Annotated in this window: 14 protein-coding genes, 2 pseudogenes and 1 CRISPR repeat array; of the genes and pseudogenes, 7 read left to right on the top strand and 9 right to left on the bottom strand. The window is 66.4% G+C overall.

Translation table 11 applies throughout. The features are described from left to right. Positions 1-346 precede the first annotated feature (346 nt). The 3 genes from ychF (at position 347) to ACFYNS_RS11655 (ending at position 2,379) form a co-directional block, all read left to right on the top strand. A complete protein-coding gene (gene ychF / locus ACFYNS_RS11665) occupies positions 347-1,435 on the top strand; it encodes a redox-regulated ATPase YchF (RefSeq protein ID WP_360289657.1) in 1,089 nt (362 codons plus the stop codon). 264 nt (positions 1,436-1,699) lie between these two features. Next, positions 1,700-1,984, top strand: a complete 285-nt coding sequence (locus tag ACFYNS_RS11660; protein WP_161224833.1) for a hypothetical protein — start codon at positions 1,700-1,702, stop codon at positions 1,982-1,984. Further along, positions 1,966-2,379, top strand: a complete 414-nt coding sequence (locus tag ACFYNS_RS11655; protein WP_388602290.1) for a DNA-binding protein — start codon at positions 1,966-1,968, stop codon at positions 2,377-2,379. Before ACFYNS_RS11660 ends, ACFYNS_RS11655 begins: the two co-directional genes overlap by 19 nt. A 116-nt stretch (positions 2,380-2,495) precedes the next feature. Here the strand turns inward: ACFYNS_RS11655 and ACFYNS_RS11650 are convergent. The 4 genes and pseudogenes from ACFYNS_RS11650 to ACFYNS_RS11635 form a co-directional block, all read right to left on the bottom strand. Next, positions 2,496-2,717: pseudogene (locus ACFYNS_RS11650) on the bottom strand (integrase core domain-containing protein); the annotation flags it as partial. Between the two features lie 433 nt (positions 2,718-3,150). Next, positions 3,151-4,086 carry a hypothetical protein gene (locus ACFYNS_RS11645; RefSeq protein ID WP_388602288.1) on the bottom strand — a complete coding sequence of 312 codons (936 nt, stop codon included), beginning with the start codon at positions 4,084-4,086 and terminating at the stop codon, positions 3,151-3,153. A gap of 57 nt (positions 4,087-4,143) precedes the next feature. Beyond that, positions 4,144-5,289, bottom strand: coding sequence for a DUF3696 domain-containing protein (locus tag ACFYNS_RS11640; protein WP_360289651.1), 1,146 nt, complete (start codon positions 5,287-5,289; stop codon positions 4,144-4,146). Beyond that, positions 5,289-6,599, bottom strand: coding sequence for a DUF262 domain-containing protein (locus ACFYNS_RS11635; RefSeq protein WP_360289649.1), 1,311 nt, complete (start codon positions 6,597-6,599; stop codon positions 5,289-5,291). Before ACFYNS_RS11635 ends, ACFYNS_RS11640 begins: the two co-directional genes overlap by 1 nt. A gap of 1,274 nt (positions 6,600-7,873) precedes the next feature. Here ACFYNS_RS11635 and ACFYNS_RS11630 point away from each other — a divergent pair. After that, positions 7,874-8,146 (top strand): hypothetical protein, encoded by a 273-nt coding sequence (locus ACFYNS_RS11630; protein WP_360289647.1) that lies wholly within the window; start codon positions 7,874-7,876, stop codon positions 8,144-8,146. Positions 8,147-8,165: 19 nt separating this feature from the next. Here the strand turns inward: ACFYNS_RS11630 and ACFYNS_RS11625 are convergent, their stop codons facing one another. From ACFYNS_RS11625 to ACFYNS_RS11605, 5 genes and pseudogenes are all read right to left on the bottom strand, one after another. Further along, positions 8,166-13,538, bottom strand: coding sequence for an aKG-HExxH-type peptide beta-hydroxylase (locus ACFYNS_RS11625; RefSeq protein ID WP_388602287.1), 5,373 nt, complete (start codon positions 13,536-13,538; stop codon positions 8,166-8,168). Continuing rightward, positions 13,522-13,830 carry a trypco2 family protein gene (locus tag ACFYNS_RS11620; protein ID WP_360289643.1) on the bottom strand — a complete coding sequence of 103 codons (309 nt, stop codon included), beginning with the start codon at positions 13,828-13,830 and terminating at the stop codon, positions 13,522-13,524. The genes ACFYNS_RS11625 and ACFYNS_RS11620 overlap by 17 nt, the downstream gene beginning before the upstream one ends. An 830-nt stretch (positions 13,831-14,660) precedes the next feature. Next, positions 14,661-15,793, bottom strand: a pseudogene (locus ACFYNS_RS11615) (IS630 family transposase). A gap of 36 nt (positions 15,794-15,829) precedes the next feature. Beyond that, entirely contained in the window at positions 15,830-16,162 is a 333-nt protein-coding gene (locus tag ACFYNS_RS11610; RefSeq protein ID WP_360289641.1) for a glyoxalase superfamily protein, read from the bottom strand. A 73-nt stretch (positions 16,163-16,235) separates the two neighbouring features. Then, positions 16,236-16,752: direct repeats of the CRISPR family, unit length 29 nt; unit sequence CGGAACACCCCCGCTCGCGCGGGGACCAC. A gap of 684 nt (positions 16,753-17,436) precedes the next feature. Continuing rightward, positions 17,437-17,628: a hypothetical protein gene (locus ACFYNS_RS11605; RefSeq protein ID WP_360289639.1), complete on the bottom strand. Its 192-nt coding sequence runs from the start codon at positions 17,626-17,628 to the stop codon at positions 17,437-17,439. Positions 17,629-17,959: 331 nt separating this feature from the next. Between ACFYNS_RS11605 and ACFYNS_RS11600 the strand changes: the two genes are divergently transcribed. From ACFYNS_RS11600 to ACFYNS_RS11590, 3 genes are read left to right on the top strand one after another with little or no spacing between them, the layout of a single operon-like run. Then, positions 17,960-18,109, top strand: coding sequence for a hypothetical protein (locus ACFYNS_RS11600; RefSeq protein WP_388602285.1), 150 nt, complete (start codon positions 17,960-17,962; stop codon positions 18,107-18,109). Positions 18,110-18,160: 51 nt separating this feature from the next. After that, positions 18,161-18,613: a hypothetical protein gene (locus tag ACFYNS_RS11595; protein WP_360289635.1), complete on the top strand. Its 453-nt coding sequence runs from the start codon at positions 18,161-18,163 to the stop codon at positions 18,611-18,613. A 12-nt stretch (positions 18,614-18,625) separates the two neighbouring features. Then, positions 18,626-20,731, top strand: a complete 2,106-nt coding sequence (locus ACFYNS_RS11590; protein WP_388602283.1) for a hypothetical protein — start codon at positions 18,626-18,628, stop codon at positions 20,729-20,731. The last annotated feature ends 199 nt before the right edge of the window (positions 20,732-20,930 follow it).

The following is a 20,930-nucleotide window of genomic DNA, read 5'->3' as shown; positions in this document are numbered from 1 at the left end:
GGATGCGACCGCGGCTCCGGACGTGCTCCCTGCCGGGACGCCGAGCAGCATCCTGATGGCCGTACCGGCAGCCGGATCGCCTCCCGCACGGGGCGTGGGCCCGGCAGCCCGGTCGGCGCCAGGCAGCTGTTCAGCCGCCTCCGAGTCCCGCCTGGACCGCCGGACCGCGGCCCGCACCGATCCCGCCCCGGCCCCGGACCGATCCCGCCTGGCCCCGTAAGGCCGACACCGGGGAAGCGCGGTCCCGGTCGCCCGTAGACTGGGTGGTCGGCCTCCGGGCCGCCTGTCCGCCAAGAGACCCCTCTACGGAGAACCCCCGCCAGGGGCAACGGGAAGTAGTCGCCACGTGTCGCTCACGATCGGAATCGTCGGCCTGCCGAACGTCGGCAAGTCGACCCTTTTCAACGCTCTGACCAAGAACGAGGTCCTGGCGGCCAACTACCCGTTCGCCACCATCGAGCCGAACGTCGGCGTCGTGGGCGTCCCCGATCCCCGACTCGGCAAGCTCGCGGAGATCTTCAACTCCCAGCGGGTCCTCCCCGCCACCGTCGACTTCGTCGACATCGCGGGCATCGTGCGGGGCGCGAGCGAGGGGGAGGGGCTGGGGAACAAGTTCCTCGCCAACATCCGTGAGTCCGACGCGATCTGCCAGGTCATCCGCGCGTTCAAGGACGACAACGTCGTCCACGTCGACGGCAAGATCTCACCCAAGGACGACATCGAGACGATCAACACCGAGCTGATCCTGGCCGACCTCCAGACGATCGAGAAGGTGCTGCCCCGCCTGGAGAAGGAAGCGCGGGTCAAGAAGGACAAGCAGCCGCAGGTCAAGGCCGTCCAGGAGGCGCAGGCCATCCTGGAGGAGGGCCGCACCCTCTTCTCCGCGGGCATCGCCCAGGGCACCGAGCGCGCCGAGCCGCTGCACGAGCTGCACCTGCTCACCACCAAGCCGTTCATCTATGTCTTCAACGTCGACGAGGACGAACTGACGGACGAGCCCTTCAAGGACGAGCAGCGCGCCCTCGTCGCCCCCGCCGAGGCCGTCTTCCTGAACGCCAAGCTGGAGGCCGACCTCGCCGAGCTGGACGAGGAGGAGGCGCTGGAGCTGCTGCAGACCGTCGGCCAGGAAGAGCCCGGCCTCGCCACTCTCGCCCACGTCGGCTTCCGCACGCTCGGCCTCCAGACCTACCTCACGGCCGGACCGAAGGAAGCCCGCGCCTGGACCATCAAGCAGAACGCCACCGCCCCCGAGGCCGCCGGCGTCATCCACACCGACTTCCAGAAGGGCTTCATCAAGGCCGAGGTCATCTCCTACGAGGACCTCCTGGAGACCGGCTCCGTCGCCGAAGCCCGCTCCGCCGGCAAGGCCCGCATGGAGGGCAAGGACTACGTCATGCGCGACGGCGACGTGGTGGAGTTCCGCTTCAACGTGTAGCGGGTGACTTGGCACCACGTCGCTGGCCTGGCAAATATGCAGGTCAGAAGGGGTCCGGCTCTTCAGGGTCGGGCCCTTTGCGTTTTCCCGTGCTGGGATGGTGCTGGGATGGCTGACCCCTCGTCACCTGTCGTCATCCCTGGTCATCCGTACCGTGCTGGGATCGTGTTGGGATGGGATGGGGGTGCCCGTGCTGGGATTTGTGCGAGCGGGGCGTTGATCGAGCTGTGGCGCTTTTCCTACTCGTTTGACACAATCGGGGGCATGGCTGAGGCGACGTACGGCATCGGGGAAGGGCCAGCGACGCGGGTGAGCTTGTCGCTGCCGGAGGGGACCGCGGAGGCGATCCGGGCTCGGGTGGGCAAGCGGGAGTTCTCCGCGTTCATCGCCGAGGCGGTCGAGCGTGAGCTGCGCGGGCAGGTCCTGGACGAGTACCTGGCGGACTACGAGAGCCGCAAGGGGCCGGTCTCCGAGCAGGCTCGTCAGCGGGCGCGGCAGGTCTTCGACGAGGTGTTCGCCGAGGAGGCCGAGTGGCCCGCCGCAGGCTGAGTCACGAGGGGACGCTCGTCCTCGACAGCGAGGGACTCTCGAAGCTGCTCGCTGACGAAGAACAGGTGGTGGCTCTGATCGCTGAGGCGCGCTCGCGCGGCATGGAGGTCGTGATCAGTGCGCTCACCATCATCGAGGCCGTCCACGCACGTACGAACAAGCCACGCCTGAACTGGGTGCTTTCCGGGCTGCGGGTCGTCCCGGTCGGTGACGACGAGGCGAGGGCTGCCTCGAAGTTGCTGATGAATGCCGGGTTGCACGGGCACAAGTACGCGATCGATGCGGCCGTTGCCGAGGCCGCGCTGCGACAGCATCGCCCCGTGGTCATGCTGACTTCCGATATTGACGACATGGCCAAGCTGTGCGGCGAGCGGGTCCGGCTCGTGGCGGTGTGATTTCCCTTGGTCCGGCTCAGTAGGAGCGGGGTCCGTAGGGGCTCCAGTGAACCGTTCCGGGTTCGGTAGAGACTCCAGATTGTGGCTGTGACCTGGGGTTTCGTGGTTGTGAGGTAGTAGTTGGTTTCGTATTCGACGGGTGGGATGTGCCCGATTTCGCTGTGTAGTCGGCGGTGGCAGTACCAGTCGATCCACTCGGCAGTGGCGAGTTCGACCTGGGAAAGCGTCTTCCATGGACGTCGGGGCTTGATCAGCTCGGTCCTGAACAGGCCGATCGTGCTCTCCATGAGGGCGTTGTCGTAGGCATCGCCGACCGAGCCGATCGAGGCCGCGATGCCGACGGCGTCCCGACGCAGACCACCTCGCCGCCCCAGGGGCCGGGGAAGTGACCGCCAGGTTCACTGGCATCGCCCCGGAAATCGACGTTGGCGCGAAGTGAGCCATGGCCAACGATGCCCCTTTTCGTCACTGGCTGTCCCGAGCGGCCCTGCGACCAGGACGTTCTCGTGGGGAAGACGGGAGTGGTTCGAACTGGCCGATTTCTCACCGATCTTCGTGCCATCGCTGCCTGCCCGGCGCAGCCCGCTCACGGCGTGCGAACGGATGAAGCCCTGGAGCCGTACGACCGTCGACCCCCTTGTGGGCCGTCCCGCCGAGGACGGGTCCGGAACACCCTCGGCAGACGACCGGCAACTCGGTATGACCGGGACCGATAGGGCACGAGCACGGATCAGCTCTGCGGCCCGGCCGGAGCAGCTCGCAGAGCGTGGCTCAGCGTGAACTCCGTGGTACTCCGTCTGTCAGGCGCTTGCGGCCAACGTAACCGATACGGATCTTGCCCTCATCCGTGATCAGGCGGAGGTGGATGCGTCCCGGCCTGGGGTTGAAACGGCTGTGGAGGCTGAATAGTTGCTTGCTGCCGTCCGAGTCCGTGAAGGTGCAGAGGCCCTGCTTGATGCGGGTCTCACTCTCAGGGACGACCTTGGCGACCCAGGACGGTTCCGATTCTCCGGGCCGCCAGTTCTCCGCCGCGGTGTTGAGGCGCAGCAGTTCCTGGCGGACGGAGGGCAGGGATGTGACGGTCAGGTCGTGAAGGTTCTGCTCCACGCCGGGGACGAACTGAAGGTGCGGGAAGAGGTTCTCGCGCTGGGCCCACAGCTCCGCCCCCGTGGTCACGGTCGAGGCGGCGGTGTCGCGGATCCACTCCTCGTGATTCGTGACGTGTGTGTCCGACGCCATGTGTCTGACGTCCGCGATGTCCTGGAGGTAGTCGTCCTCGTCGAGGATCTCGTACGCAACCTTGAGCCAGGGCGCGTCCCAGCAGGAGGCCGTGGGCAGGCTGACCGCCGGGGAGTTCATGAGGTGGGCGGCGGCCAGGCCGAGGACCGGCGTGCCGTCGTGACGGTATTCGGAGTCCTGGTTGTCTGGCGGCTTCGGCAGGACGCCGGCGAGCGGGGCCTTGCGCTGCAGCGTCCTGCGCATGAACTGCCAGGCATCACGGTTGCGGGGTTCGTTGCGCCACTGCTGTAGGTAGTAGCCCGGAGCGATCTCTACGTCCTCCAGGCGTACTTCGCTCACCAGTGTGGTGCCCTGATAGATCTTCCATGTGTTGCGGCACACGCGGATGAAGTCGTGCATGGCCCTGCGGGCCTCGTCCTGTGTGATCTGTGATGTGCAGGACTTCTCGTTGAAGAACAGCAGCAGCACGGATGTCCCCTCCCCTGGGACGCGACAAAGAGCGCCGGTGCCAACTCGGGTGGTCAGTCAGTCCAGGAGTTGGTCGAGCGTGTGGTCGGTCTCGTCAAAGAACCCCTCGGGCCACTCCGAGAGCATGCCGTCCTCGCCGACCGACGGTGTGACGATCTCTACTTCCGCCCCATTTCCCCGGAAGTAGTGGATGGCCGTGTCGCCGGCTGTCAGCCGGTTCTGCTTGACGGCAAGACGCGTGCCGTCGAGGACGTGGTCGCTGTGCGTCTCGACGATCAGCTGAGTGCCGGCCGACGCGGCCGCCGCGATGAGCGCGGCCATCCGGGACTGGCCGCGTGGGTGGAGATGCGCCTCCGGGTTCTCCAGGAGGATGAGGCTTCCGGGGGCGGCCGACAGGCAGGCGACGACGATCGGCAGCGCGTACGTGAGACCGAAGCCGACGTTGGTGGGCCGCCGCCGTCGCGAGGAGTCCAGGCCGGTCGTGCCGCCGAAGCCGTAGCTCAGGCGGACGGAGTCGACACCGGGGATCTCGGTCGCCTCCAGGTTGATGCCGGGGCAGAGCTCCCGCATCCAGGCACCGACGTGGTCGAGGAGCGTGTGGCCGATGGCGTCCGGGTGGCGCAGGGGGCCGTCCGGCACGACGTCCTGAGCGTGATGGCGGAGGAAATTGACGGTGTGTTCGCCCCGTGATCCGAGGAAGCCGCGGCCGATCGCCTGGTGGTGCGACCTGGGGTAGATCGTGGCGGGGACGATGCGGTCGGCTTTGAGGTACTGGAACCGGCGGGAGAAGAGCGAGGAATCCTCCAACTCTTCGGAATGCGCAGGGCCGTGGCGCAGCGGAAGAACATCCAGTTCCGGGGAGTACCGGGCGGACCAGCTGCAGTCTGCCTTGCCGTTCAAGAGGAACCCGATGGCGATCAGCGGGTCGGGCTCGTCGTCGTCACGCACGAAGTCCTCGTGGAGGACGTCCTGGCCGACGCCGAGCTCCACCAGCTCGCCGTTGAGGAGCAAACCGCCATGTACGTCGCCGTCTCCAGTGGACTGCAGGATGCCGGAGTCGTAGGACTGGCGCAGCAGCGCGAGGGACTGGAGGACTGTGCTCTTGCCGGAGGAATTGAGGCCGGTGAGTAGCGTGACCGGGGCGAGCCGGATGTCGGCCGAGCGGAACGCCTTGAAGTTGGCCAGGGACAGTTGGGTGATCACTACGTGCTGCTCCCAGTGCCGAACAGGATGGAGTGGAAGAGATCGCGGACCCGGCCGAAGCGGAGCATCACCTTGGCCCGGTCGCCCGTGCCGACGGACACGGCTCGCTCGAAGCTCTGCTCGGTCATGAGCTCCTGGAAGCCATCGACCACCTTCTCGCGGGACGCTACCAGCGTGTTGCGCTCGTCCGGGGTGAGCTCGGCGAGGTTCACGGCAATCGCCTCGAAGATGGCCTTGTTGACCGGTGAGCGGCGGACCTGGCCTGGGTAGAGCTTGCGGAAGGCATGGCCGTCGAAGATCCGCTCGGCCGTGACCATGGCGGCTTTGAAGTCGGCTGTGTGGGTGTCACGTTCGTCAGCGGTGAGGCGGTTGATCTGCCGCATGGTGAGCGCGAGGAATTGGTCGAAGTCCTGGGCCTTGAAGGACTCGGGCGGGGAGAGCCTGAAGGCGAGGGTGCGCAACACCATCTCGCGGTCGGCCATGCGCTCGCTGGAGACGCCGTTGCCGGTAGCCGAGGTGAACTCGTCCGAATCGGCGAGGAAGGAGAGGAGCTGTCGCGCCGGGCCCGGGATGAGCGCGTGCCGGATCTCCTGACGGGTGAGGGGGAGACCGCCGGTGTTGATACGGGCGAAGATGTTGTCCTTGACGGCCTCGGGGGTGCCGGGCCGGATGACGTGGACGACGACTTGGGTTTCATTGAGCCGGATCTGGAGGCGGCCGGTGAGGTCCTGATAGCCCTTGCCGGAGAATTCCTGGTGAAGGTACTCCAGACCGCGCAAGAGGAGCGGGCCCTTGTCGATCCCGGTCATTTCGGCGAGCGCGTTCGGTGCGATGAAGCGCGCGATGGCCGTGAGGCGCTGGATTCCGTCGACGATGGCCCAGGAGCTGTCCTGGGCCCAGGAACTGTCGTCGAGTTCCGCCGCGTAGAAGGACGGGATGGGGATGCGCAGGAGCAGCGACTCGATCAGGCGGCTCTGCTGTTCGTCCGACCAGATGCCGACCCGGCGCTGGAAGTCCGGCGCGAGGTCGATCATGCCATTGCTCAGCCGGGACATGAGCAGGTTGATGGTGGGGTTGAGCGTCTGGATCTCGATCTTGGACGGGTCGTACGGCGCTGTGATGCGGTCGCCCTCGCCCTCGGCGTCTGGGAGCTCCAGCTCCACACCGGTGCTGCTGCCGTCGGCACCGACCTCGACCCGAAAGCCGCCGCTCGGCTCCATCGAGTCCTCGTCCTGATAGCGGCTGTACAGCGAACCGTGCTCTCGGGCCGCGGCAGAACGGGCACTGCCGGTGCTGTCCTCCAGCGACATGCGTCCTCGCATCCCTATTCGTCGACGTAATGCTTCTGATTCTGCCTGATCGGGGCTTCTCGGCGCTGGCGGGGCGGAGTACTCCTGTCCTGTCTGGGGGGAGCCGGTTGTGGAGGGTCGGTCACAGTGCGTGAGGTCACGCTGCGCAGTGCGGCTCGGCGGTCAGGGTCGCCTCGGTATGTGTCGGCAGGTCCTGCACTGCGCCATGCGGCCCGCATCCTCCGGGCGCGACGCTCCTGCCGTCCGAGGAGGCGAACTGGAGCGGACCGGCTCGTCCGCATGGTGCTGGGATAGAACGCCCGTGCTGGGATGGTGCTGGGATGGCCCCTGCAAAACCCGCCTTTCCGCAGGTGGGAGCTCTGCACTACAGATGCCGCTTCAATGTGTGAGTCTTTCGAGTGGACCCCTTTTACTTGCGTTGATGCAGGTCGGGGGCTTCTCGCGGGTGGATGTCGTGGAGTTCTGCCGGAACGTCAAGCGGGGATGGTCGGGGTTGCGAGGCTTGCGTTTGTGCAGGTCAACCTACGTGTCGGGATAGTTGAATCTGTCGGGGGTTCCGATTGCTGGATTTGCGCTGACTCGACCTGACGACCAGTCAGGCGATGAGGTGGTACTCGGCCACCAGGAGCTCCGGTGCCTGCTGCACAAGCCGAGATCTTCGCCCGTCCCGCCGTGCAGGCCCTCAGCTCGAGCCGCGTCCGTGGTCGCCGTCGGTACCGTTTCGGAGCTGCTTCGGCTTTCCCGAGCGTGGCGACGGAAGACGGCATGGGCACAGCTCCCGGTCCCCTCGTGATCACGCATACCCTGGTGCTCACAGGCACGTTTACGGTGTGCTTCCACGGCCCTCCCGCAACGTGCCGCCGCAGGCGCGCTTGGTGCCCCGGCGCAATGCCCGGTTCGCAGGGGCGGCACCTCTCCCGGCCGCCCCTTTGGGACCGTGACGCATCCGGAAGCCGGAGAGGCTGTCGGAATGCTGTCTCGGTTCCGGTATCGCTCGCTACGGCATCCACGGGATGGCCTATCCGCTTCACGGACGCGGCCGGCAACCGCTGGAAGTCGACTTACGCCGCCCGCTGTCGGCAGACCAGTGCCGATGACCCCGACAAGGGCAAACGCGCCATCGGCTACGACACGCTCGACCAGCCGGTGGAGACCACCGACGTCCGCGGCACCACCTGACCACCGCCTGTGATGCCCTCGGCCGAAAGACAGCCTTCAAGGAAGGCGACACCATCCGGGCCGCCTGGAGCTACGACAAGGGAGCCAAGGGCCGGTTGGACTCCACGGTCCGCTACGTCGACGGCGAAGCCCACACCTCCACCGTCACCATCCCCGGCGCCCAAGGGCCGCTGGCGGGCGACTACTCCTGGCGGTACTTTTACAACGCCGAGACCGGCACTCGCACCGGCTTCCCCAACCCTCAGCCGACGGCCTGCCCACGTCCCTGTCGGCCGTTGGACCTCAAAGCGCATCGCTTGATCAGCTGGCTCACCGGGATCGGCATCAGGCTCCGCGTCGCATTCTGGTCTGTGGCACGGTTGCGTTGAGCCTTCGACTGATATCTCGTCAGGACCAACGCACTGGCGGCAGCTCTGCAGATTCGGTGGGGTTGCTCGGATCGCCGAGCCAAGCGGCCAAGGCGACTGGGTCGGGAGGGGTTCCTGTGGCGGCGGCGACGCGGATATGGAGGGCACGAACCACTTCCGGACGGTGTGCCAGTGAACGTGTCGCTGCGACAGAATCCGGGTCGTTCACAGAGGCCCGAACGTTCGCACGCAGCGCGAGTCCCAGCCGCGCCCACAGGTCGGCTTGCTGCGGTCTCCGTGCCACTTGGTCAGCGGCCAGGCGATACGCAGAGGTTGCCTTGACCAAGAGGGGAATCGGATCGACGGGCCCACGCTTCTGCTTGTCGGACCGGGGTCGGGCTCGGTGCATGAGCGACGGGTCAGTCGCCAATTGGCACATCAACGTGGTGTAGTCGTCGAGGGGCGGCACAGCAGTGTCCGGGTCCAGCACACCGACGATGTCGTGCCGAGAGGCGGAGGAGGCGCCAGACATCCACTCCTCGCAAAGTTTTGCTATGGCGACTGAGTCGGGGCGCAGGTGGTGGAGCCGCCATCGGGCGCGGTGGGTGAAGACAGCGTCCATGGCAAGTGCGGCCACGTCCTCCGGGACCCCCGCATGATGATCCCAGGTATGTATGGTGCTGCTGCCCATCGCAGCCGTGAACTTCCGTCCATCTGCAGTGAGCCGCTGGGCCAAGCACAGCGCCCGGTATGCGTCCCGTGTTTGGGTACGCCAGTACATCCATTGGAACTGGGCGCGACGGCGCAGCCTCGCGTCCTCGGCTTGATGGGCGAGTCGCTGCCAGAAGTCGACCACGCCGAAGAACGCGAAGACACCGTGGAAGAAGCCAGGCAGCGGTCGAGGATCGTCACGCCACGGTGCGTAGAAGAGCTCCTCCTCCGGTCTTTCGGCCTCGTTGTCGTGCAGTTTGAGAGAGTCCTGAAGGGCGTGCAGCTTCATGTGCCGGAACTCGTGGACCAGAGTGACGGCGAGTTCCACGGCGTCTGGGGGTGCGCTGATGACAACGCCGCCGAACGCGTTGCTCGAGGAGGCCGAGTGCACTGTGCCGCTGCTTGACGCGGGCCGGGGCGTGAGCGCGGTGAGGGCTGCTGCCAGTGCCTCGGCTTGCCGGGGGACGACATTGGCCAGCAGTTCTCCGGTGTCGCGAAACGTCCGCAGCCAGTGCGTGACGTCCGCCGGGGGCAGGGCACGCGGGGGCATGGGGTCGTCTGTCTCCCGGTAGGGATCCATGTCATCAAGAATCACGTCGAAGCGCGCTTTTCCATCAAGCGTTCTTACGCGGTTCACCGGTATCCACCTCGCAGGGCTGGGATCCCCCTGGTCTGGCAGCCGCACTCCTGTGTCCCCACAGGTCACCAGCGTCGAGTCTGCGGTAGCAACGACGTGCGCTGTTGTGGCGTCCCCGGCAGGTCGGAAATCGACGGCGCCCAGTGTGGGCAGGAAGACATAGCCATCGCGCACGGGAAGGGGCAGGTGGAACCCTATCCGGGCTCTGATCGCTGCCGCCGCTACGACGGAATGGAGATGACGGAGATCCGCTGAGGGCGTGCCGGACCAGGTGCGGGGCCCGCCGGGAGGGGTGTGCAGCGCGCGCAGCGCCCGGCTCAGCCAACGGCCGACGGACGGGTGGAGAATAACCGTGGAGACCGCTGCGGAGGCAACTTGTTCGGCCCGCAGGAGAATCGCCCGTACCTCTGAAGCCATGGGTTTGTCGTCCACCCGGTCGGTCGCGACAACGTCCACCAGCCGAAGCAGCTCACCCAGGGCCAGCGTGCGCGCACCACGTTGCTGAGTACGCAGCCGTACGACAAGGGCGCGGTCTTCTTCGCCGGTGGCGAGCATCCGCGTATCGCCGACGCCGGGACTATCCAAGGTGAACTCGTTCGAGTGATCAGGGGCGGTCGGGAGCTGGGCGGAGGGGGGAACAAAAGAAGGCTTCCCGCCTGTCGGCGCATGACTGCTAGTCGAGAAGCCTCCGTTCCCACTTTCGGTGCCGGAGCTGCGGGTCGAACGTGGCTGCATATACCGGGCCAGAATCCGTGCGATCTCAGGGTCATCGCTACTGGGAGGTCCGGGAGACAGGGCGTTCTCGAGCGTGAGCTCCGCCCAATCGCAGGCCGCTGGCCGGTTGTCCATTGGGATGCCTTCCAGTGGTTTCCGAGCCCCGTCCGGCCCGTCGAGATCCGGTTCCTCACTTGACGAAGATTCTCGCTCGGCTAGTTCGGCGCGAACCCTGGCAAGGTTGTCCGCGCAGCGGACGAGGTCTGGATGGTGACTGCCGAGCTGTCGTGATCCGGTCTCCAGCACGGCGGTGTAGTGCTCTTCTGCCTGCTCCAGCTGCCCCAGAAGATGCCAGACGGTGGCGAGTTCATGTCTGGCGGCGATAGCGTAAGGGTGGTTTGGCCCGAATCGGTCTTCGCTGATCTGCCAGATTTCAGAAAATTCGTCCCTTGCCCGGTTCAGGTATGCGGGGTTGGACTCGTGGTCCCGGATGAGACGAGCTCGCTCGTGTCGAGCGAGGAGAACTCCGGGGTGATCAGGGTCCACGAGGGTGAGGTACTTGCTTACCGTGCTCTCGGCGATGTTTTCCGCCTCTTGCGTGTGCCCTACCTCCCGCAGCGCGCGGGCGAGACTGATCTCAGTGTCGAGTGCCTCCAGATCGAGGTCGCTTCCCAGTAACGTCCTATTCTGCTGGGCGATGTCGCGCAGTTCGCTCACAGATTCGTCGTATCTCCCGCGTTTGTACGCGAGTGTTGCGAGGTCGTCCCGGATCCGAAGGACGCTGCGCGCGCTCGCATCCGGGTCTCTCCGTCGCATGGCCAGTGCTTCACGCAGTTCCGCCTCGGCGGCTTCGAACCGTCCCATCTCTCTCAGCACCTGGCCTCGACCGGTGCGGGCCGACTGCGCGTAGGGATGCCCCTCGGGGAAGGCCCGTCCGCACGCACGGGCCACGTCCTGGTAGAGCTGATCCGCTCGGAGCAGGTCCCCTTGCTCCCCGACTGCCCAGGCCAGGTGCAGCCGGGTGGCGATCGTCGCGGCCGCCTCGTCACCGAGCAGACGCGCCCTGACCGCCACGAGTCGGTCAAGTTCGGCGACGGCCTCTCCGTACATCCCCAGGCTGGCGTGGAACTGGGCAGCTTGTACCGCGGACTCGGTGGCTTCGGCTGCGAGGCGCGTGTCCAGGTGATCGACGTTGCTGTCCGCGTCTCTGGGTAGAAGTTCCAGCGGAGCGGCGCAGTGTGGTGCGATGGCTCGCCAGAGTCGCCAGTGCTGCGGATTGTCCACCTCCAAGGTTTTGGTGAACCGCTGCAGCAGTGCTGTGACGAGGTGAAGCAGCAACGGTTGCTGCGGGGTGAAGTCGGCCTGAGCGCGACCAGCGGCTCGGACCATCGGGTGAATGGTGATCCATCGCTGTGGTCCCTCGTCGGCGGGGTCGCGTGTCAATTCGATGGTGATCAGCTGAAGACCGGCCAGCCCTGTGACAGCCTCACTGAGCCGTGGGCGCGCGGCGTCGGTGAAGAGCCCGCTTCCGGCAAGCAGCTCGGGGTCGATGAGTTCCTGATAAGGGATGGGAGCAGGGCCGAGGACAGTCAGTAGCCGCAGCAGTGGGCGGGCCAGATCAGTGCCCTGGTAATGCAGAAGGTCGAGGGAGAGTTCCCACGTGCTCAGGATCGCCCGGCGACTACGCTCGACCGGTCCCAGGTCTCTGTCCGGGTCGGACGCCATGTCGGCCAGGTCAGCGTCGAGCCTGCGGCGATACTCGGTGAATGTCATGGGCGTGGACGGGGCGGGCCAGGGGTCTTGCCGTGCCCGTGCCAGATAGGAACCGGCGAGGTTCAGCGACAGAGGGAGACCTCCCAGGTGCTTGGCGAGCTCGCGGGCCTCATGGACACTTCCCGCCAGGGGGGACAGGTCTCGCAGCACCTTCGCGCCGTCATCCGCTGAAAGGAGATCGACGCCGACCATGTGTACCCAGCGTCCCCACCGTTCGCCGCGAGACTCCCGGCTGGTTGCCAGCACTGTTCCCCAGGGGTGCGCAGGCTCCCGTAGCCATCCGACCCCATCGGCCAGGCCGCGCTGCACGGCGGCCAGCGCCGCCGTGCCGAACGAGACGTCGGCCAGTATTGTCGGATCGTCCACGTTGTCCAGGATCAGCAGCCATGGAGTGGTGAGGGCGTTGAGATGCGTCCACAGCACCTCGGCAGGGTGGGATCCTACGAAGTCCGCCGCTTGGGCCCCCGCAGCGAAGGCGACCGACCGCAGTGCTGCGAAGAGGGCTTCGCTGTTCTCCCCCGACACCCACCACACTTGCATGGCTGCGCCGCCCAGTTGGTGGGCCGTCTCTAGCGCGACCGTCGTCTTGCCGCAGCCACCCATCCCGAACAGCAGCCAGACACCGGGTACGCCGGCATCTCCTTCCGCGCGTCGGGCAAGTGCGTCGGTCAGAGCGGTGACCAGCTCGTCACGTCCTCGCAGACGATCCCGTGCGACCCGGCGTTGCGGTATGGCCAAAGGCACGGCGGGGCTGTAGCCGAGCGGTGCGTCGATCCGATCCAGGGATGTGAAGTCCACCGATGGTGCACCGTTGGAGGCGAGTCGACTGCTGTCAGGCAACTGGGAGGGGGCTAGCTTCTGGCCCACCGCGCGTTCCAGCGCCGTAAGATCAGCCGCTGACAGGGCGTCGGCCCAGCGGTCCACCCGGCTGGCTGCGATGCGACCGCGGCCATCGGTGCGGTGTTGGAGGGTGACGACGCCGACGAGGTGTCCACCGCAGAAGACAGCCGCCCCTGACATGCCCTCCCAGGCGTCCCGTGCAGGGTCTGGATCGTCGCCAGGAGGAGAGGCGATCTTCAAATCGAAGGTGCCCTCGCGACGGTTGGCGAGGACCGCGCAGGTCGCGTGCGCGTGCTCCATGTCCCGGAAGTATGAACCGTGCGTGCCCGCACGGAGCTTGAAGCGCGGGAAGCCCAGCGTGGTGAAGTGCAGTTCGGCATTCCGTTCACCGACCCGGCCGAATGAGACGGACGGGGCGCCGTCCCGCGAGTCACCCGGTACGACCGGAACCGCGAGGATGGCCACGTCGATGTCAGGATGTTTCCACGCCACCTCTGCCGAGACCGTCCGCTCGTCCGGCCGATCGGCCTGGAAGCGCACCTGGACGCTCCCCGCACCGTCGACGACGTGCGCCGCAGTCAGCACCTTTCCCGGTGACAAGAGGTAACCTGAACCTCGTCGGCCCGAACCCTGGCCGGTCGCGCTGCGGGCCTTCAGGACGACGATGATCTCGGCGGCCCGTTCCGGCCGGAGCCCCCGGTCGCACCACATGAGATTGCGGTCAGCGTTCGCCGTCAACTTCGTCGCCCGCGATCAGGGCTGGCTGCGGTGGCCTCCCATCCGCTACAACCCTAGGCGCCAGGCTGACCGTGATCCTCTGTGTCTGCGCGTGCGCATATTTTCCGTTCGTCCCAGCGTCGACGACCCAGAGCCGGACCTTGGCGTCGGCGCCTCCCTCACGGCTGACGGCGACAGTCGCCTCGATCTCAACGGAGTCGACCTCGAACCTGACGGCCTCGTCGGCGTTGTCCGCCAGCGAGGCGGTCAGCTGGCTCCTCAACTCTCTGACCATGTCGGACAGTTCGATCATGCCTCCCCCTCATGCCGCGTTACCGGGATGTTACTCGATGCTACTGACGGGTGTCGGTCTCGGGCGCGGGTTTATGTCATTCGGTCCGTGAGCGTGTCGGCGATCGTGCCGGACCTGGTGCGCGGTCCCGGCATCGTGAAGGACAAGTTCGAGTAGTTCAGCTTCGCCACCTGGCGGATGCGCATGTGCTGCCGCTGGTGAAGGGCGCGTGCGGGGGCTGCCATCGAGCTGGACATGCCGCAGAGAAGCTGCCATGCCCGGTAGCGAGCAGCCACGGCGACGCTTTTGTTGGCGCATCACCAGGGATCTGCTGGCGGCGACCGAGGTGTGTTCGCGGTGGTGTTCAGCGCCGGCGTACGTGCGCCGCCCGCTCAAGCCATCGGTGGCCCGCCGGGCTGCGGGCAGTACCGTCGACGGTTGCTGGTTGTGCGCTGGTTACTTCCCCGCAGTGGGGCGTTTTCGCAGGTGACTGCGATGTCGTCGACGTTCCGGTTCAATGTGTAGCGCGCACGGGTAACTGATCGCCCGTGCCCAGTCAAACTAGCAGGTCAGGTGGGGTGTGCCCATTTTCGGGCTCACCCCGCCGGGTTTCCCGTCGCTGGTTGGTCGCTGGCGGAACTGATACGTCGTCACCTGTCATCACCTGTCATCATCCGTACGGTTGCTGGATATGCGCTGATTGAATTTGACGCCTGGTCAGGTATGGGCGGGTGGTTGTCCTCGGAATGGGCCGTGATGGGCGCCTGCCGGATGCGCGGTTGCCGGACCCCGCCGAACGGTGCCCCGGCTCTTTGTCGGCTTCAGGGCAGTGTTTGGCGACTAGTGCCGCATCAGGCAACGTTCGCCCTGTCGACCACGGCTCGTAGCCGTTGATCGGCGGCGTGATGGTTTCGCCAGATGATGTAGCGGCGGATCATGTTGCTCTGCTCCTTGTGGCTGGCGTGGTCGGTGCCGTCCAGGGCGAAGTGGCGCAGGGTGGTGAACTGGGCCTCGATGCGGTTCAGCCACGAGCTGTTCGTGGGCGTGTAAGCGAGCTCGACATTGTTGGCCGCGGCCCAGTCGCCGACCCGGCTGTCCTTCTTGGTGGTCAGGTGCGGGGAGAAGTTGTCGAGCACGATCGCGATGCGGATCTCGGGCGGGTAGAGGCTGCGCAGGTAGCGGCAGAACTCGAGAAATCTCGTCCGGTTCTTCTTCGGCTTGATGTGGCCGTAGAGCTTGTCCCGGGCAAGGTCGTAGGCGGCGAATGGATGCCTGACCCCGTGCGGGCGGGTGTAGGTCGCCCGCCGTCGGGGCCGGGGCTCCCGGTCGGGGTCCTTGTGCCGTCCGCCGCGCTCGGCCCACTGCCGGCCGGGGTGGGGCTGGAGGTTGAGCGGCCCGAACTCGTCCAGGCATAAGACGACTTCGGGCTCGCCCTCCTCGGGTATGACCTCGCCTTCGGCGATCGCGTAGAGGTGCTCGACGCGGGCCTTCTTGGCGGCATAGTCAGGGTCGCGGGAGGTCTTCCAGGTCTTTATGCGTTGAAACGACACGCCCTCCTTGCGGAGCAGAACCCGAAGGCCCTCGTGGCTGATGTCGTCGACCACCCCCTCGGCGACCAGGAAGTCGCCAGCTTGGCCAGGCTCCAGGTCGAGAACGGCAGACCGTGCTCGGCCGGCCTGGACTTGGCAATCTTCTTGATCTCGCGCCGCTCGGCCAGGGTGAACGTTCTGGGCCGACCGCCTTTGTACTTCGGGTAGAGGGAGTCGAAGCCGTCGGCGTTGAAGTTGTGGATCACATCCCGGACCCGGTCCGCGCTGGTGAACGTCACCTCGGCGATCTTCGCCACGGACATGCCCGGCGCGGACAGCAACACCATCTGCGCCCGCCACCAGGTCACCGCCGACCCGCTGCCCCGGCGGATAATCCGCAGCAGACGCTGCCCCTCGTCGTCATCGATCTCTCGGACGCGTACTCGCTCAGCCACCAGCACAGCTTCCCTGCCGCGTGCTGCCAGCGATGGTCATTCCGCCGGCGTGCCGATCCGCAGCCGGTTGCCGTCAGGATCGCGCAGCTCAATCTCACGCGCCCACGGAGCATCCTTCGCCTGCACTCCGAACTCGGAGGCGATGACGTCGACATCACGAACTCGGAGGTAGACCAACGTGTCGGGACGGGCATCGCCCTTGTGCTCCGACAAGAACAACCGCACCCCGCCCCGGGCGACCTCGACGAACGCGGGAAGTCCCGGTTCGAAACGGTGTTCCCACTGCTTGGCGAAGCCCAGCCGCTCGTACCAGGCGACCGCCGCCGCAGCGTCCTCGACGCGAAGAATGGGAATGACTTCTTCGTCCATGGCGTCATCGTCGCAGACCGCCCAGGGCGAACGTTGCCTGATGCGGCACTAGCTCGTCGGCGAGACGCCGCCACGGACCACCCCCGCTCGCGCGGGGACCACGCATCCGCCGGCCACACCAGACCGTCGGTCCGCGGAACACCCCCGCTCGCGCGGGGACCACCGCGTTGAGTGGTTGTACGGAGACCCGCCCTACGGAACACCCCCGCTCGCGCGGGGACCACTTCTGCGCACCCGCGGAGATCTCGTTGGAGAACGGAACACCCCCGCTCGCGCGGGGACCACCGCCAGCGGCCGGCCGGGAGGGCTCGGACGTCCGGAACACCCCCGCTCGCGCGGGGACCACGTACCCACCGGGGAGATGCCGGCCGCCGCGTCCGGAACACCCCCGCTCGCGCGGGGACCACATTCGGGTGTGGCAGAGGTGCATGTCGCAGCGCGGAACACCCCCGCTCGCGCGGGGACCACTGCTGGGCGTCGCGGGCCCAGTCGCGCGGCATCGGAACACCCCCGCTCGCGCGGGGACCACGCGGCGGCGACTGCCGACAGGTCGGTCAGCAGCGGAACACCCCCGCTCGCGCGGGGACCACACTTCCTGACCTGCCCTGCTAGTGGGGCTTTGCCAGTTCTTTATCATCGTGGATCCTTGTCATTGGTCCATGGTGGCAGAGCCGGTGCCATGGGGTGGATGGTCCATGAGCCTGTTCGGGCCGGGTGTCGTTCGGGGCGTCTCAGTGGCATGGCGGCCGCCAGGGAGCGCAGGTCGAGCGGGGGGTCGGCGTGAGCCAAGCTGTGGTCCAGTAGCGCGTCGTGGTTTCCCCGCTCGGTCAAGTCGCGGTCGTGGAGGACCTACCTGCCCTGAGCGGGGCAGATTTGGAGACTGGGCGCTGGTCCCTGCGCCGACCTGTGTGTGGATCGGCCGGTCCGGCTGCCTGCTGCATTCGGCGCGCGTGGGGTCGGCGCTTCTTCTCGCACCCCGGGTGAACACAAGTGGTCAGCACCCTGGTTCAGGAGGCTTGTGAGCGGTCCGTCGACGGTTGCCGGGCCATGCGCTGGACACCGAACCTCAACGGTGCGATTCCGCAGGTGACGGCGGTTTCGCTGCGCCGCTGTCGAGGGCAGCTCACCGGTCGTGGCGTACTGCGACTGCGGCGCCGGCGCCGGGAGGCCCCTCCGTCACGATCGGTGCGGATTCCACCGATGCAGTCGAATGTCCAACAGCATTCGCGCCCGAGCTTGGAGGCCAACTGGTCGGCCAGAGCGCTCACTGGCGCTCAGTCGTACCCGAGGCGGTGGTGCCGTGCCCGGCTGTTGGTGTCCGTCCCCGCGATCCGGTGCGTCTGTCGCAACTCATCGGGGTGGCCGGAACGGGGGATGACGAGCACCACTCGACCGGAGCCGTGGAATCCGGTGCCCACCCGAAGCGACAGACGGGCCAACGGCTCGCCCGTCGGCAGAAACTTCATCCCGAACGAGCCGACCGGGGCCGCGGGCACCGGAGACTGACGGGCCCCGTGCGGGATCGAGGCCGGCTGAATGGTGATCACGGGTCTCGCCCGGACTTTCGAACCGATCGAATCACCTTCCGCGCCGCGGCGGCCACCTGCTGGACTTCGTATTTCAGGTGCAAGCAGCCGCTGTTGCAGTGTCTCGGCCGTCTGTCGGAAGTACGCCACGGGACCTCGTGGTGTGTCGTCGACGCGATGTGATCGTCGCATTGCTCGGCAACGGCGACCAAGAGCCCGTGGACAGCGGCGGAACACCGGAGGGCCGGGAAGGGCGAGAGGGCTCGTAGTGGTGCTCGCAGTATTCGGATTCATGCTCTCGCTGCTGCTCTTCTCGCCGAAGGAGGGCCGGCCCTTCCGTGCGATGCGCCTGTGCATCGTCTACAGCGGTCATCGAGAACAGTGGGAAGTCGGTGGATCGGTCATCGGGCCCACGGCGTGAGGGTCTGGATCCAAGGGCCTTTCACGGGCCCGTACGCGGGGGAGGAACGGGATGTCGTTCGAGCAGGAATGGGCGGCCCACAAGGCGGCGGGGGAGAAGTCTGCGCGGATGCGCTTGGACGGGGCGAAAGCGCCCGGCGGCGGATCGAACGCTGATCTCACGGTGCATGACGACGAACTGGGAAGGATCGGCAACATGGCCTTCGAGCTGCACGGCCGTGTCAAGAAGAAAGCGGATGACGCCCGCTCCGAGACGCATGCTGCCGCGATCTACCTGCTCAACGAGGGCGGACTCGACGATCTCGCCGACGCTCTGCTGAAGGTGAACGACAACTGGAACACACAGGTCACCACGCTCAAGAACGGTTTCGGACTGATCTCGAACCACTTGGACTTCACACGCAAGGCCCACGCGAAGGACGAACGCGACATCGTTCTCGGTATCGAGAACCCCTCCAAGATCACCGAATACTTCCACAACGACTCCGACACGAAGCGAATCTGAGGGGCATCATCCGTGACCGTCGAAATGGTGTCGTACCGCGATCTGAGCGAGCTGAAGCTCACCAAGCTGGACACTGCCGTCACCAAGTGGAAGGGGATCAAGGACGAGTTCCACGACATCGCCACCGGCGAGGGCAGGGGCGCTGATGTCGTGAGACTGGAGAAGCAGGCCACGGGAGCGGACTGGACAGGTGCCAACGCCGAACTCAGTAAGCAGTTCGTCGTCGAGGCGGCTCGCGAGTTCCACGACGCGGCGGAACAGGCCAAGAGCATCCACCTGGCGGTCAAGCTCTCCCGTCAGCGGATGCAGAAACACCAGTCGGACCTGCAGAAGAAGGTCGAGGACATCCGCGACGAGGGTCTGCATGTGGCGGGTGACGGCAAGGTCAGCGACTCCGAGCACTATACCGACGAGGGCAAGCGGAAGGCGGCGGAGGAGAAGATCAAGGCTGCCGAGGCGCGGATCGAGAAGGTACTGAAAGCGGCGGCCTCGACGCAGCACGACCTCGCCGAAGGGTTGCGTCTCCTGGTGCAGGACGCGCACGATTTCTCCGGCGCGGACTACGGCAGCTACGACGACATCCGGAAGATCGTCGGCCGGGCTGACGCCGACAAGGCCATCGACGAGGTCCGCGACCTGTACAAGCAGGCGAAGAACGGCGACAGGGTCAACCTGACCAAGCTTGACTCGTTCAACGATCTGGCCGAACTCCAGCGCAGCAACCCGGCTTTCGCGAAGCGGTTGACGACGCAACTGGGGGCGAAGGACACCCTGCTGTTCTGGCGGATGATGTGCGGCGACGGTTTCGAGATCACGAACGAGAACGCGCGCGGCAGGCAGTTGGTCCGACTGCGGGACAACCTGGGCATGACGTTGGCGACCGCGTCCCGGCAGAGGGGCCCGGACATAGCGAAATGGAAGGACGACGTACTGTGGCTCGGCCGCAGGCCGATCTCCAACCCCGGCCACCCGAAGCACGACCCGTCCGGATTCCAGGTCATGAGCAGCCTCATGGGCAAGGGCAGGTTCGACACGGACTTCCTCCGCGACTACGGGAAGGAGCTTCGCGAGTACGACAAGAAGGCCGGGGACAAGGGCAAGGCGTGGTTCGGGACGTGGAGCGACCTTGACCCGTCCAGTTCGGGACGGGGCGCCGACCCGATGGCCGGCTTCCTCAAGGCAGCCAGTCACAACCCGGCCTTCGCCACGGAGCTGTTCGAGAACGAGGATACGGCCGACTACTACCTCAAGGACCGCACATACCTCCCTGACAACCCGCAACTGGGGGACGGCAAGAATCGTGCGGCCGAGGCTCTGGGAGACGCGCTCTACGCGGGTGGCAGCGGGATGAACCCCGATGATCCGGGCGCTGAGTACGTCGAGCACACCGCAGATCAGAACAAGGCGTTCCACAACATCTTCGACCGTCTGGCGCTGAAAAAGAACGACATGATGCCCGAGTTGCGCGAGGGCATGGCGCTCCTCCTCGGCAACCACGGGGACGAGACGTACGAGACGATGAACACGGTCTACGGCCAACGCACCCCGCTCGACCAGGACAAGCTGATGGAGATAACCAAGCAGATCTCCCGGTCACCGGAAGGCTACGCCGCGCTCAACCAGGCCATGAACCAGAGCATGGTCCACGACATCATGACCCAGAAGGACCACCCGACGCTGAGCGCGGAACAGGTCGGACGGGCTCTTGGCTTCCAGGTGGAGGCCCGTCACCAGGCCATCGACGAGATGACGGCGGCTGAGCAGAAGTCCGCCGGATGGAAGAGCTTCTGGACGTACCTCGGGGTCGCCGAGGCCTCCACCGCCCCCAAGATCGGCCCGTTCAGCGCGCACATAGCCAACACCGCGTTCGGCATCAGCAAGTGGTGGACTGAGGACGAGCAGGCCCAGATCGCTGAGGACGGGACACTGGAGAAGAAGTCCGTCAGCGCTGCGCGAGGGAATCAGCTCAGGGCGTTCGCACGCCTCTGGCTGGGAGAGAACGGCGAATATGCCGGGGTAGACGACGAATGGGGCTCGGAGAAGAGCGTGCTGTACAAGATCGACCAAGCGGCGAACGCCGGCAAGCACAACGCGGAGCGCATCCTGGACGGGGATTAGGGTTCCTTCAGAAAGCTGGGAGCCTGCGGGCGAGGTGCATGCAGAGGGCGAGTCCGAGGAAGCGTGGATGCCGTCGCGGGACTCCCTCGCGCACGCGTGAGCGACACAGCCCGGATGTGCGACTCCGCCGCCGCGAACGGGACTCCCCCCCCGCACGCGTGAGCGACGCGGGCCATGGAGAGGGGCGATGGCGGATGCG

The sequence above is a fragment of the Streptomyces sp. NPDC006925 genome (assembly GCF_042869575.1).
Taxonomy (GTDB): domain Bacteria; phylum Actinomycetota; class Actinomycetes; order Streptomycetales; family Streptomycetaceae; genus Streptomyces.
This window is presented reverse-complemented; position numbering and strand designations above follow the sequence as displayed.